At 55.2% G+C, this 12,516-nt stretch carries 10 protein-coding genes; 1 reads left to right on the plus strand and 9 read right to left on the minus strand.

All coding sequences use genetic code 11. The features are described 5' to 3' along the window. Positions 1-40: 40 nt before the first annotated feature. From CD175_RS27975 to CD175_RS28005, 7 genes are all read right to left on the minus strand, one after another. Positions 41-667, minus strand: coding sequence for a response regulator transcription factor (locus CD175_RS27975; RefSeq protein WP_104451258.1), 627 nt, complete (start codon positions 665-667; stop codon positions 41-43). Between the two features lie 512 nt (positions 668-1,179). Beyond that, entirely contained in the window at positions 1,180-1,542 is a 363-nt protein-coding gene (locus tag CD175_RS27980) for a thrombospondin type 3 repeat-containing protein (protein ID WP_104451259.1), read from the minus strand. An 85-nt stretch (positions 1,543-1,627) separates the two neighbouring features. Then, positions 1,628-5,113, minus strand: a complete 3,486-nt coding sequence (locus tag CD175_RS27985) for an ATP-binding protein (protein WP_158255668.1) — start codon at positions 5,111-5,113, stop codon at positions 1,628-1,630. 242 nt (positions 5,114-5,355) lie between these two features. Beyond that, positions 5,356-5,997 (minus strand): response regulator transcription factor, encoded by a 642-nt coding sequence (locus CD175_RS27990; protein ID WP_104451261.1) that lies wholly within the window; start codon positions 5,995-5,997, stop codon positions 5,356-5,358. Positions 5,998-6,060: 63 nt separating this feature from the next. Further along, a complete protein-coding gene (locus CD175_RS27995) occupies positions 6,061-6,504 on the minus strand; it encodes an FxLYD domain-containing protein (protein WP_146094612.1) in 444 nt (147 codons plus the stop codon). A 458-nt stretch (positions 6,505-6,962) separates the two neighbouring features. Next, positions 6,963-7,661: a ZirU family protein gene (locus CD175_RS28000; RefSeq protein ID WP_146094613.1), complete on the minus strand. Its 699-nt coding sequence runs from the start codon at positions 7,659-7,661 to the stop codon at positions 6,963-6,965. 455 nt (positions 7,662-8,116) lie between these two features. After that, the gene (locus CD175_RS28005) at positions 8,117-8,866 is read right to left on the minus strand and encodes an adhesion domain-containing protein (RefSeq protein ID WP_104451264.1); all 750 of its coding nucleotides are present in this window, start codon (positions 8,864-8,866) and stop codon (positions 8,117-8,119) included. Between the two features lie 926 nt (positions 8,867-9,792). Here CD175_RS28005 and CD175_RS31245 point away from each other — a divergent pair. Next, positions 9,793-9,966 (plus strand): hypothetical protein, encoded by a 174-nt coding sequence (locus CD175_RS31245; RefSeq protein WP_158255669.1) that lies wholly within the window; start codon positions 9,793-9,795, stop codon positions 9,964-9,966. A 733-nt stretch (positions 9,967-10,699) separates the two neighbouring features. On the opposite strand, the gene CD175_RS28010 is transcribed toward CD175_RS31245, so the two are convergent. Together CD175_RS28010 and CD175_RS31250 are read right to left on the minus strand one after the other, a co-directional pair. After that, on the minus strand, positions 10,700-11,446 hold the full coding sequence (locus tag CD175_RS28010) for a C-type lectin domain-containing protein (protein WP_104451265.1): 747 nt from the start codon (positions 11,444-11,446) through the stop codon (positions 10,700-10,702). A 203-nt stretch (positions 11,447-11,649) separates the two neighbouring features. Next, positions 11,650-12,516 (minus strand): ZirU family protein (locus tag CD175_RS31250; protein ID WP_104451266.1); only part of this gene is annotated, 867 nt, incomplete at its 5' end.

The following is a 12,516-nucleotide window of genomic DNA, read 5'->3' on the forward strand; positions in this document are numbered from 1 at the left end:
GAAAACCGACTACACTACTTCGAGGAATCATCCCTTCTCATCAAGAGCCACTTACTACTCTCATGCCGGCACGTTTAGCGAGCATAATCAGCTCCAGTAGATTTTCAGCTCGGAACTTTTTAAGCAGACGCCGTTTATAGGTACTAATGGTCTTGTCGCTCAACACCATTCGTTCGGCGATTTCCTTGTTTCTTCTACCAGCGGTCAATTGCTCCAAGACTTGTCGCTCTCGAGAGGAGAGGTTTTTTAGTGTCTGACACTCGTCATCCAGATTGGGAGGGAATGCCTCAGACGGGAAGTATTTATAACCCGTTTGGGTTGCCCGCACCGCCTTCACCAGCTCCTCAAATTGTGCCGTTTTATATACATACCCATCGACCCCGGCCTTAATACAATCAGCAATTTGAAATCTTGAACCTTGAGCAGTGAAAACAACAACACACGCAGGCGATGGCATCTTTTTTATTCGACGAATCAAAGTTATGGCATCAATTTTTTCAATAGTCATTTCCAGAATAATTATATCCGGATGATAACGTTCTATACGCTCAAGCGCATCAGCACCATTATCGGCTTCAGCAATCACCTCAAAACCTTCTTGAGTGAGTAACATGCGAGTCGAAAAGCGAGTAATGGGGTGCTCGTCGACAATAAGTATTTTATTCATTTTTTCCGATCCAGTTCAAACTGAGAGAGCACCCTGTCGCACCCATTAGAGAATTCTTCACCAACCCTCTAATGGGTACGAGGAATACATGCTGAAGTTACCTTATGCTCAAACCACCTTACGCCCAGCCAACCCCGAATTCACTGTAAGGATCCCCTTATAAAACCCATTAAGTAATACGGAGAAGTAATCAATGCACCCAATAAAACACCGTGGCTAGCCAGTCGTCGCCATCCAATCAATAACAGCCTCTTGTAAACGCTAGACCGCCACATGCACCACCATTGCTTTACCTCGTTCCTCATCATCCGGTAAAGCCTGCGCCAGGCCCGCTTCGTACTCCCGAGTAGCCTGGACCAACTGTTGAGCGCCGACGTGCTGACACCCGTGTCGGTGCTCGCATCGTCCAGCCATTGCATGGTTGAAGTATCACTGTTGTTGCCACCGACAACTCGGTGATCAGCAGGAAAGACGGCAGCGTTAGTAGCCTAGCCACCATTGGCCTCAAAGGTCTATTCACCGTCGATAGTTTGACCCACCCACAAGAGCCCTTTGATGTTCGTGACATCTATAACTGGCTTGCCGTTGCCCGGGCTACTGTTTGGGTTCAACGGATCGGCACCCACATCTACGTCCTCTTTGTCGGTCGAACCATCGCCATCAGTATCCGGTTCGGTTGGATCGGTATCCAATGCTGTCCTTTCGTCAGTCAACTCTTCACCGTCGGTATCGACCGGCTCATTCAATAGGTCAAGAACGTCGTAAGTGCAGTTGAATGAGGGGAATAATGACAGCCTAGAGAAATAGGCTGGCAGGTAGACCCACCAACCTACGTAGGGATTTTCTGCCAGCCGAACTTGTAAGAAGATCGCCAAAGGCCTCTTCTAACCAACCCTGCTAGAGTAGAGCGCAAAGCGCAGCTCGCCATACGCAGCGCGCTATATACCACCGCACAAGCAATCATTCCGCCGCAGCCATCCACGACGCCACAGCCTCCTGCAATTGCTGCACTGCCGCACGCACATTGTCCGCGCGCGCGTTTATCTCCTCATCCGCCACGGATTGGGCCAAACCTTCCTCATAGACCAGCGCCGCATCGCTCAGCACCTGGGCGCCGACCATTCTTGCCGCGCCCTTGAGGCGATGCACCAACTGGCCCATATTGCGCACGCGGCCTGCCGCCATTAGCTCGTCGAACTGACGCAAGTCCAGACTGTTACTAGTGTGCAATTCATTGAACAACATGCGGGTCAGTTTCCGATCGCCACCAGTAAGCGACTCGAGCATCTCTAGATCGAAGACCCTTGCCTGTGAATCAACCACCCGTGCAGCAGGCGATTCAAGCACTCCGGTTTGGTGCTGAGAGACCTTACCCAAGCAACTCTTGAGCATGCTCAGGCTGACCGGCTTGAAGAGACAGTCATTCATGCCTACAGCCAGACAGCGCTGTCGTTCCTCCACCTGAGCATTGGCGGTAAAGCCAACGATCAGCCGCGGCGTACGATTCACCTCATGCTCTCCCGCACGCACACGGCGAGTCAGTTCGTAGCCGTCCATCACTGGCATATTGCAATCGGTGATTACCACATCAAAAGGCTCGCTCTGAAGACGCGCAAAAGCCTGTTGACCATCTTCCGACTCGACCACCGAATGCCCGAGGAACTTTAATTGCTGGCCGAGCAGCAAGCGATTAGCCGGATGGTCATCGACCAGCAATACGCGCAATGCCGGCGCCTTAGGTTCGACCTCTGTTGACGACAAAGCTACCGAGCTTTGCTCATCTAACGTCGGCGCCCGCAGTGTGGCGGTGATCCGCGTGCCACGTCCCAGTTCGCTATCTAATTGCAGGCTTCCGCCCATCATCTCGATCAACTGTTGGCAGATGACCAGCCCCAACCCTGTACCGCCGCGCTGGCTCGCATGCCCTTTGGCCTGGCTGAACGGCTCGAACAGCAGCTGCTGATCCGCAGCGGAAATACCAATGCCGCTGTCCTCCACGACAAACTTCATGAGCAGATAGACCCCGACCTCATGCACATGCAAGGAAACTTTGACTCCACCTTGGTCTGTGAACTTGATGGCGTTGCCGATCAGATTGGACAGCACCTGCTTCAGGCGCCCGCCATCCACCAATACATCTCGGGTCGAATCGAGTTGCAACTCCACCTGCAGGTACAAGCCCTTCTGCCGTGCCAAACCATGGAAGACCCGCTGCGCTGTTTCCAGGATCTCTCGCGGACTATTGCGCTGTGGCTCCAGCGTCAACTTGCCAGATTCGATCTTGGCCAGGTCGAGAATGTCGCCAATCAGCAACATCAGAGCGTTAGAGGATGAATATGCGACCTCGATCGCCGGACGATCCCATTCTTCCCCCCTATCCACCCGCTCCATGGTCAACTCGAGCAGACCGATGATCGCATTGAGTGGCGTGCGTATCTCATGGCTCATCACCGCTAGAAAATGGCTCTTGGCCGCGCTCGCCTCTACCGCCTGATCTCGCATTATCTGCAATTGCCGCAGCAGCCGCTCAATGGTTGATATGTCGATCCACCCCATGAGAATCCCGGCGATGCGCCCATCACTTCCCCTGTGCGGAACCGCCCATTGACGGAAAATGAATGGCTCACCATGGATGCTCAGTTCCACCTGCTGCACATCAATACTGTCTTTCCCATCCAACAGCGCTTGGTGGATCTTTCCCCAGGAAGGCTCCTGAGAGGCGTCCAACCCTTTGACCACACGCCAGGGGTGCCCAATCACCTCAGCCGGCTGCAAGCCAAATACCGTGTAGAACGTGTGATTACACAACAAAAATCGCCCCTGCAGATCGAGCACCACCACTGCCTGCGGAATACCATCCAGCAAAGCACTACGAAACGCCAGACGCCCCTCTTCGGCTCGATTCCGCACTCGCCGAAAATAGGCAAAGGTTTGCCAAGCTAGGAACAGGCAAAGAAAGCCCCCACCGGTCAATGCGAACCAGTGCAACCGCTGCTCATACCCCGCCCATACGCTCGCCTCCGCCGGCATACTGTTCTGCCAACGTGCCACTAAATTAGCGATCATACGAGGCTCAAACTGATCGAGGGTTGTTTCCATCACGCCGGACAGCAGTGGCATCTCTTTGCTCACAGCAAAGCCCAGCTGGGATTGCAATTGCGGCAAGGAAGTAATGACGCGTAAATCTTTAGCGAAGTACTGATTGATCAGATAGCGGGAAACAGGCAGTAATAGGATTGCCGCATCAACATCCCCCTTGGCCACCGCAACCAGACTATCCAAATTGTTGTCAGCAACCACCAGTTGAAGGCTCGGATAGCGAGCGCGCAAAAACGCCGTTACCTCAGACTCATTCTGCACCGCCACTCGCTTGCCCTTAAGGTCGTCCAGGCCCTGCACACTACTAGCTTGCGCGCCCACCAAGGCGAAACTGGCGCTCACGACTGGCTCAGTGAACCCCAGAGATCTACTCTGCGAATCCGTAGGGAGCTTCATCCCCGCCAATTCAGCCCCCCCTTCCTGCAAGACTTCTAAAGCACTCGCCTCGGAGCTGGCCTGAACCAGGCTGAACCGCAAACCGCTTTGCTGAGAAATCTCAGCCAGCAAATCTGCAAGCAGCCCCCGAAAATTCCCCTCATCATCAAAGAAGCTATACGGCGGGGCCTCTCCGCTAACCAGCACTCGCACCTCTGGGCGTGTAGCCAGCCAGCGCAACTCTTCGGGGTTGTACTGAGGAGGTTGAACTGAATCAAAACGTGCCGCTCCCCCCCAGCGACTGAGGATATTGGCCCGCGCCAACTGAGGAATATTCTCTAACACCCTGTTGAACAGCGCATGCAAAGGCTGATCGGTCGCACGCAACAGGAAGCTATAGCCCATCGGTTGCCAATTCGCCAAGGGTCGCATGCGCAGACTGGGAAGCTCCCCCAAGGACATGTTGTAAGCCGCGGTCACCGCATCGCTAACCAACCACCGGTAGTGCTGATACTCCACGGCATGCAGCGCATCGCGTGTCGTGGCAAAAAGATCCACCTCGGCGTTCGGGAAGCGCGTCAGCAACTCGCTGTCGACCACAGCATAGCCTTCGACCACTGCCAGCTTTCCTTTCGATAAGGCTTGCTCAGCGCCCAAGTCACTAGCGCGCCCCACCAACACAGGTTGATTTAACGCGTAAGGCGATGTCAGCAACAGTTCCGGAAACAATTGCGCCTCGTAGGAAGAACCACGCCCCAGCACGTCCACCTCACCAGAGCGCAACGCCGCAATTGCCGCCGGCCAATCAGGATAAACCTGTACCTCCAACGTAAGCCCCAGGCTTGCTCCGATAATCGCCAGGTAGTCAACCATGATGCCTTTGACCGACGCACCGCGCACCAGAGACAACGGCTCATAGCCGGCCGAAACGCCTAGTCGCAATACACCACGCGCCTGCAGCAGCTCTTGCATATCCCGCTCAAGGGCAACTGCCACCTGTGGTAAATCAGGCCCAGGCACTAGCCGCACGGCACCGTCCGCTTGCACACCACCGCCCAATAGAACGCAGCTTGACACCAGTAGCGCGCCAAAGACTTTGCGGCACCGTTGCTGAACCAGGCGGCAACCGTCAAGTGAGAACCTATGTCTACGATTCAGCATGGCAACGTCCAAATAAGCAGAGGAAAAAGAACACACTCAGCCAAAAGCGCCTTTCAGCTCAACTTGAAACGTCGGCCGAAACCAATCAATTCTTCATCGGTAGACAATCCAAGCTTCGTCAGCAAGCGTCTGCGCAATACACTTACAACATCTCGACTGACCGATAGCGCCGCTGCGACAGTATCCATATCACCACCACGCACCAGACAGCGAAGCGCAATCAACTCACGATCAGCCAAATTGTTGAAAGGCATGACACCTTCGGCCACTTGGCATGGGAACAGCAACAACCCTCTGCGCACCTGCCCCATTATTACGGACAGCAAAGCCACGCCCTCACCCTTGCTCAGAAAGCCTCTCGCCCCCAAACGCGCACAACGCAAAGCATAGACTTCTGGGGCAAGCATGCTTAATACGATTACCGGCAACCAGGGATAGTGTTGGCGCAGCTTGCGCAGCGTGGCCAACCCCTCCATACGTGGCATATCCAAGTCCAGTAACATCAAGGATGGAGCAGTAGTTCTCACCAGCCGAACCGCCTCGGCGCCACTGCCAGCCGCCCCCACAATGATGTGGTTATCGCGCATCAGTATGATGTTCAGCAAAGCCCGAACGCTGGGGTCGTCGTCAACGATCAACACCCGCTCTATCCGCTCCTGAGCAACATCACCACTCGTGTATTGGGATACTTGCATGTGACCTCCCTGACTTTTTTGTTATGCGTGTAAACAAACACCTTTACCGCGGCGCAGGGGTAGCTAGCTGGCCGCGGAACGCTTCCCCTGCGCACAATAGGCACGCTCCTCTGCTTCACGCGCCTTGAGGATCGCCTCGCTATCATCAACCGCGACAAGCTCGAAACCTTCGGCGTCAAAGCCCTTGATGCTGAGTAGGCGGTAACGTTTTAGGTCACTCCCCACAGCGATGCGAAAGCTCCGTTCCTGTCCTGCCGCAATGGAATCAAAACTTTCCATCACACTCCTCAATGGACGGCATTGCGCATCAAGCAAGGTCACCACCAGGTAACTATGCGCCACTGGCTCGTCACCGGTATTGATCAGCGTTCCGCCAACAAAACCACTGCCATTTGTCGAGCCCCCCATATGAAAATTCAAGTGCAGCTCACCGGCAGCCCAGCTCTGCATAGAGCCACTCATTGCCCAAACAGCAGCAAACACCAATAACCCACATTTCGCTCGCATAACCTAACTCCTCACTCAGCCGCCCCGGCCTGACCACTCACAACGCAGCCGCCAAGTTCATACAGGCCAGTAGGCCAGCCCCCGAAAGGGCCACAGCTGCATATTCAACCCAACTCAAACCATACATAAAAACCTCAACACGCTGGAGCAACATAGCTCCGGCTAACTTCAGTACACAGGTGAGCCGTTCCGGCCGGATAGGAATTCCCCATCACCACGACTGCCTCCAGGTCAGCGACCGCCATATCTGTGCCAAAACGCACAACTGGGATAAGCAGAAGCCAAATTCTTCATTACTTTGCCACTGGCACATTCGGCAGTTTTTGCCGAAATCGGCCTCCCGCCAAAACAAGACAGCCACAACCTCCAGAGTGCTATACCAACCCAGAAAGCAAATAAACGACAAGGCGGACAACTGCTTGAATAGTGTCCGCCCGATGCATGATTAATGAGATTCTTTAGTTGCTAGCCACAACCTGAATCATGCGCTTCTGATCGTCTTTGAGCGGCATGTAGGTCGCATTGGTCGCGCCGGCGATATCGACGAAGTTGCCGCTACCCACAGCATCTTCGATCTGCCACTGGTAGTTGACCGTGCCGCAAGTGCTAACGCATGTCGGAGTTGCAGTCAGCAGGCTACCCACCTGCGGAGTGGTGCCGTTGACATAGCCGGAGACCGCCACGGATACCAGAGCATCACCAGTCGCAACTGGAATCTGCCCATTACCATCAGGGTCAGCGGTACCGCCGGAGGCAGCCACTTCAATGCCTTCCGACGGATCGGTGATGGCTGCATCGGTACGCGGCACAGCGAACAGCGTAATGGACTTGCCAGCATCGCCTGCGGCAATGCCATAAGTCCCAGCGGTACTGACCTCAGCCCCATCAACCAGCCAGCGATATGTCGAAGCAATTTGTGCATCCCCATCCACGTCGTTAAACGCCCCATCGACCACAGACAAAGTATCACCAGCGGTCAACAGGCCATTGGAGTCATTGTCGGTGTAATTGACAACCGGGGCGGCCATTGTAGGCGCCCGCCCCATAACCGTGTCCGTTGGGGTAGATGTAACCGCCGCCATAGCTGAGGCGGTGACCGCAAATCCCATTGCCAGGCCCAGCAGTTGACGCGAAGCCTTCAGTTTGAATGTACTCATCGATACTTCCTCTTGAATCATAGTTAACACCCGGCACGGGCATTGGTTTAGTAAGCGGCTGTGCTTCCCAGAAGCGCCATTTGTTGCCGGCGTCTATTCCCTGTGCCGGCAATACCTGCCTCGCAGAGAACGCGCTGTTCTGAGTGCCATCTTGCCGCTCGCGCGACCGCCAAACCGCCAGCAAAACCAGATTCAGTCGTAGGAAAATCCTTCAAACACCTGCTCCGTGCCATATCAATGCCCAAAGCGCAACTCACACTACCGGCAGCCCCTATATATCGAAGCCCACAGACACTGGGCGCCCCACCTGAGAGAAGGTAGCGGTGCAATACAACGGGTTACTAAACGCATAGGCCCTACCCAAAGCCAAGGCTCAACGCCCATAGGCCACTCACAGCGAGTGACCCTCAAGGATGCGGCAGGCAGAATCCCACCGCTCGAGCTCACCTGCAGACTCACTTAAAGCAAGTCACATGTAGCATTGAGTTGTCCGCGAGGTTGATGTTGTTGTTTGTCCGCGTCATGTTCGCAGCAGTGTGGGTACCGGTAGACCCGGAACTACTGGACCAGTAATACAGCTGACTGCCACCGCACATATTCTCGAGCGGCCAGCCATGCACCGAACACAATTCGTTGTTGGGTGTATCCGTAGATGTCGCATCCCGGAACAGTTGATTCAACTCAGGGTAGGTTGGCAGGCGAGCCCCCCGAGTACGGCAATAGCTATCAGCTGAAGGCCAGTCACGCTTCAGAGTGGAGGGAGCCAAGAATCTTCCGATACTTACCGCTCCGCTCACAGTCACGGCAGATGAGGCCAGAGGCGTGCCAGTAGCAGGGTCTGTATTCGCAGGGTTTGTCATGGGCGTCACCACCACATGTAGACTTTGGTTTCGGTCGGCCAATTGGGTGGTGTAGGTACGCCCCACCGCCCCACTGATGGCACTGCCCGTTCTTTGCCACTGGAAGATGACGCCGCTCTCGGGGTCCATATCAGGATCACTGAAGCTGTAATCCACCCGAAGAACATCACCCCCTCCCGGAGCAAGCCCAGGGTTACTCTGATTGTTAATGATCACATTACTTACTAGCGGCGCACGTCCTTTGACGGAGCCAGTTGGCTCACTGAGCGCGGCCTGCACACCCACACTTAGCGGCACCAATAGTAATAGACCGATACCCGAACTAAGCCGCACTAATTTCTTCATACCACATCCTCCTGATGATTAACCCCAGCCAAGTCCGCAACCCTTATCCCCTACATGCGTTGCACACCTGGTTCGAGAGCCAAGATTCCACCTCCATTTAGCGAGAAGATGCAGGGAAATTCCGCATAACGCGTAGGCAATGCCCGAGATAGTCATTCAAGCTTCAGCCGGCATGGGACCTGCGCTGTTCGAGAATGAGGGAAACGGTGCCTGCGCTAATGTGGACATTTTTCGGTTGGAAGTGCCACGTTGCGAACTGCGAACACAGTTGATTTGAGAGCGCCCAGCCGACAATGCGACGGGCAGATAGATCAATGAGCGCGGCGAGGCAGAACCGGCGATTACCCGCCCAGATGTAGGTATCGTTACCGCATTAGACTTGGCAGGGCCGCTCACAGTGAACTGACGATCCGCCGTAGTAGTCGGCGCACCTCTCATCGCTACTGAGCCAGTGGTAATGGCTTCGCTGTCTCCCTGGCCGCCTCCTTTTCCGACACCTACTCGGTGGTCTGTGTGCGTTGAAGGTTTAACTTTTAGCGCTTTGTGAAGGTAGTGTGCTCGCGGTTGGGTTGCTGGAGTTGGCGCTGCTCATAGGCCAAGCCCCTGCGGCCATTGCAAGACTGCAACAGCCTGCTGCTCGTCAAAGCCTGTAGCTTCAGCTCACTCAGAGTTCAGGGCAATTACAAGTCCACACCGGATTGGCCGTTCAACTTGGCCCCAGTAGTGAATTCGCTTTCACGATGCGGCAAATTCAATATCTCAAGGAACTTGCTACAACCTTCAACGAGTACAGGCTACCGGGCAGCTATTGCCGCGGACTGGGTAGTGGTGCGCGTTTGCCAACGCAGGCTGAATTACAGCAACTGTTTGTGGATGCGACGTCCTCGCCCGCGCTCTAGAATGATGGCTTTATAACTAATACGGAAATGTGTTCAAAGTACGGCTGGCCGCTAAGCGGCCAGTGCGGAGGCAGTGCCTACTACTACTGGTCCAGTACTCTGCACAGCACGGGCAGCCACTACTACGTCACCCTGAACAACGGCGCCGCCACCAGCAGAATTAACGACAGCGCCAACAGCCTGGCGGCTTGCATACGTTGAGGCTTTTAGCGTTTAGCCTTTAGTTCTCAACCTTGTTTAGCTTTTTTGATTGTCGATATGGTGATTGACGAGCGTTTACAGTTGAGTGACTGCAAGAGTTGGCTGGTGTGCTTTCGTAAGGGGGATGTTCGTGCGTTTCTATAGCGCATCCGCGGGCTGGTTCTGGGACAGCTAGGTCTTGAACCCAGCCCCGCGTGCCCTTGAGTCATTTCGGGAGTGGGGTCGCAGTATTCAATAGTCCAAGCACAGCCCTTTACGGAGCTGTGCTTTTTTACTGGACGCAATTGTCGTTGCCGGGTACCGGCGGCGGCCATGAGCCTGATCCTGTCGGAACATCTCCGCAGCATTATCCATAGGCATATACTGTCGAGCTGATATTGCCGATGGTGCTGAGGCCGACGTTCATATCCCTCCCGCCCCCAGACAGCGATGTGGATTCCGACTTCGCCTTAGCGAGCAGAACCAGGACTTGTGGCGGCATATGCACGGATGACCGCTCTACGCCTCGACAGAACATTCAGCATAGCGGCGTGTCCAGCACCGCTGATGTTTGAATCACCGCCAAATCTGACGCCACCCTGCCATGAAGATGCCGGGCTGCACACGCCTTTCACTACTGTCTCCGCACGTCCAGCACGGGAAACGGGTTTGCCATTTCAGCGCGACCTGAAATCGACGTCACCTCGATCCAAACCTAACCTTGCAGATTCAAGCAACAAGCTATCTCTGCAGATTACTTAGTACATGCTGCAGGAAGTAGGTTGGCTTTAGAGCTGTTTGCCTGACTACCATGCTGCATGTACACAACCTTGCCCAAACTTGACGAATCCTCCTCTAGTGCCCAGTACGTATTATATGGGTCTCCTTGTCTGAATGGCCAACCGTGCACTGTAACCATTTCATCGTTAGCACCGGCACCGCCTTCCTGTGTGGCACTCGTGGAATACAAATAGAGTTGCTTCAACTGAGCTACAGTAAGGAGCGTAGCTCCCCGACTCACACAGTGGCTTTTAGCCTGCGCCCATGTATACAGTGTGGTACTCGGCTTAGGGTAATAAGGGACGCCAACCACATCCATGGCGAGCGATATCGCTGGAGTGCCCATGGCCGGATCAGTCCTCGCCGGGTCTGTGCTTGGCACCACTTGCACCGTCAATCCTCGGTTAACATCTTGCGCAGTTGTCGTATATGTGTTGCTCGTAGCACCACTGATAGCGGCCCCTGCCCGCCGCCACTGAAAGGTTGCAACATCCAAAGCGTCACCATCAGCGTCAGCGTAGCTATAATCCGCCTGCACGGTATCTCCCACGACAGGTACGATACCAGGGCGACTCTGATTGTTAATAACCACGTTGCTGGCCTCCGGGGCACGGCCCTTGACGGTGTCAGTAACAGTGCTAACGTCGGCTGCCTGCGCGCCTGCGGCCAGTGCCGCCAGCAGCAGGCCCGCGGTCAGTTTGGATAAGCTGAATCTGTTCATCTCGTTTCTCCACAATCTGTAATGTTCAATCGGATCGCACACTTGCGCCCTACACTGGGCGGATTAGCTACCTGCCTCTCATTGGTCATTCGACCAAGACCGAGGAGCCTCATGTGCTTATCCATTGCCAGCCACGCATGAGCATAGCCGTGCGTCTATGGCATGGGAGTTTGGGCGGCGGCATCAGCCGCCGCCCGAGCGCCTTAAGGCTTACTAACCTCCACACGAATCTTGCGCTTCTGGTCGTCCTTGGTTGGCGTGTAGCTATCGCTGTTCGCACCGATTGAGGTGTACACCGCACTACCCGGAACCGTTTCGATCTGCCACTGGTAGTTCAGAACCGGGGCGCAGGTCGACATGCAGTAGACTTGAGCCGTCAACGGCGTACCCACGATCGGGTTGCCATTCACATCAGCACCGGTAACTACCACAGTATCCGGGCCGTCAGGGTCGATGACCGAACCTGGAGGCGTAGTACCGCCACCCGAGACACCCGGCGCGTTGGCCGTGTCGAGGCGATCGGTGTTACCCACCACTGCCGCACCGTTCACCGCGGTCACTTCAAACTCCAGCACCCGGCCCACGTCGCTGGCATTCAGCTGGTAGGTCGCGTCGGTGTCAGTCTGACCACCGTTGTTCCATTGCATGGTCGACGCATCGGTGGTGTTGCCACCGTTGGCGTTGAAGCTGTACTCACCGGTCAGGGTCTGACCAACCTGCAGCACACCCTTGATGTCGGTGACGTCAACGATCGGCGTCGCCACCGGGTCGATGATCGAGCCTGGAGGCGTAGTACCGCCACCCGAAACACCCGGCGCGTTGGCCGTGTCGAGACGGTCGGTGTTACCTACAACCGCGGCGCCGTTCACAGCAGTCACTTCAAACTCCAGTACCCGGCCCACGTCGCTGGCATTCAGCAAGTAGGTGGCGTCGGTGTCAGTCTGACCACCGTTGTTCCATTGCATGGTCGACGCATCGGTGGTGTTGCCACCGTTCGCGTTGAAGCTGTATTCACCGGTCAGGGTCTGGCCAACCTGCAGCACACCCTTGATGTCGGTGACGTCAACGAT

Source organism: Pseudomonas laurylsulfatiphila, from assembly GCF_002934665.1.
Classification (GTDB): domain Bacteria; phylum Pseudomonadota; class Gammaproteobacteria; order Pseudomonadales; family Pseudomonadaceae; genus Aquipseudomonas; species Aquipseudomonas laurylsulfatiphila.

Coding starts and splice junctions, on each gene's coding strand:
- CD175_RS27975 (WP_104451258.1), bottom strand. CDS start 667: ATGAATAAAATACTTATTGTCGACGAGCACCCCATTACTCGCTTTTCG.
- CD175_RS27985 (WP_158255668.1), bottom strand. CDS start 5,113: ATGCAAGAGCTGCTGCAGGCGCGTGGTGTATTGCGACTAGGCGTTTCG.
- CD175_RS27990 (WP_104451261.1), bottom strand. CDS start 5,997: ATGCAAGTATCCCAATACACGAGTGGTGATGTTGCTCAGGAGCGGATA.
- CD175_RS27995 (WP_146094612.1), bottom strand. CDS start 6,504: ATGCGAGCGAAATGTGGGTTATTGGTGTTTGCTGCTGTTTGGGCAATG.
- CD175_RS28000 (WP_146094613.1), bottom strand. CDS start 7,661: ATGAGTACATTCAAACTGAAGGCTTCGCGTCAACTGCTGGGCCTGGCA.
- CD175_RS28005 (WP_104451264.1), bottom strand. CDS start 8,866: ATGAAGAAATTAGTGCGGCTTAGTTCGGGTATCGGTCTATTACTATTG.
- CD175_RS31245 (WP_158255669.1), top strand. CDS start 9,793: ATGTGTTCAAAGTACGGCTGGCCGCTAAGCGGCCAGTGCGGAGGCAGT.
- CD175_RS28010 (WP_104451265.1), bottom strand. CDS start 11,446: ATGAACAGATTCAGCTTATCCAAACTGACCGCGGGCCTGCTGCTGGCG.